Genomic DNA, 1,461 nt, shown 5'->3' on the forward strand with positions numbered 1-1,461 from the left:
CAGCCGAACTTAGATTAACATAGAACCCTATGGGAAATTCACATAAAAATCTTCTCTTCAGAAACCACTGGGATAATTGCAACCAAACTTTGGTGGAATGGTCCTTGGATGGCCACCTTTCAAAAATGTGACCGATGATCCCGACTTCCAACCAAGATGTCCGTGAAGCTAAAAATAGAAAAAGGGAGGATGAAATTTAAAAAAAATCTCTGAAACTACTGAGCCAATCTCAACCAAACTTTGCTGAAGTGATCCTTGAGTGGTCCCTTTCCAAAAGTGTGTCCGTCATTTCAGAACCCCGACCAAGATGGCCGCCACAGCCGAACTTAATATAACAGGACCCTATGGGAAATTCCCATACAAATCTCCTTGTGTGAAACCATTTGCCCAATAAGAACTAAATTTTAATGAAATAGTCATTGGATGTTTCTCGTCCAAAAATGTGTCCGGTGGTTCGGCCCTTCGACCAAGATGGCCCCCCACAATCGAACTTAGTTTAACTTGGACCCTAAGGGAAATTTCCATACAAATCTTCTTGTGTGAAACCATTTGCTCAATAAGAACTAAATTTTTATGAAATGGTCATTGAACGGTTCTCTTCCAAAGATGTGTCCGTCGGTTCGGCCCTTCGACCAAGATGGCTCCTACAGCCGAACTTCGCTTAACATAGAACCCTATGGGAAATTCACATAAAAATCTTCTTTTCAGAAACCACTGGGATAATTGCAAAACAAACTTTGGTGGAATGGTCCTTGGATGACCCCCTTCCAAAAATGTGTCCGGTGATCCCGACTTCCAACCAAGATGTCCGTCAAGCTAAAAATAGAAAAAGGGGGGATGAAATTTAAAATTTGTTTTCTCTGAAACTACTCAACCAAACTTTGCTGAAATGATCCTTGAGTGGTCCCTTTCCAAAAGTGTGTCCATCATTTCAGATCTCCGCCCAAGATGGCCGCCGCAGCCGAACTTAATTTAACATAGGACCCTATGGGAAATTCCCATAAAAATCTTCTTTGTCTGAAACCATTTGCTCAATAAGAACAAAATTTTGATGAAATAGTCATTGGATGGTTCTCTTCCAAAAAAATCTATCCTCTGAAACTACTGAGCCAATCTCAACCATACTTTGCTGAAATGATCCATTGGTGGTCCCCTTCCAAAATTATGTCTGGCATTTCAGACCACCGACCAAGATGGCCCCCACAGCCGAACTTGGCTTAACATAGGACCCTATGGGAAATTCACATAAAAATCTTCTCCTCAGAAACCACTGGGCCAATTGCAATCAAACTTTTGTGGAATAGTCCTTGGATGGCCCCCTTCCAAAATTGTGTCCGGTGATCCCGACTTCCAACCAAGATGGCTGCCAAGCTAAAAATAGAAAAAAGGGGGATGAAATTTAAAAAAAATCTTCTCCTGAAACTACTGAACCAATCTCGACCAAACTTTGCTGAAATGATC

General features: G+C 41.5%; 1 protein-coding gene. It reads right to left on the reverse strand.

The features are described from left to right. Window positions 1–1,241: 1,241 nt before the first annotated feature. Window positions 1,242–1,461 (reverse strand): hypothetical protein (locus BQ7314_RS15700; protein WP_217423849.1); only part of this gene is annotated, 220 nt, incomplete at its 5' end.

Origin of the sequence: methanotrophic endosymbiont of Bathymodiolus puteoserpentis (Logatchev) (assembly GCF_900128525.1) — a bacterium.
Lineage (GTDB): Bacteria > Pseudomonadota > Gammaproteobacteria > Methylococcales > Methylomonadaceae > Methyloprofundus.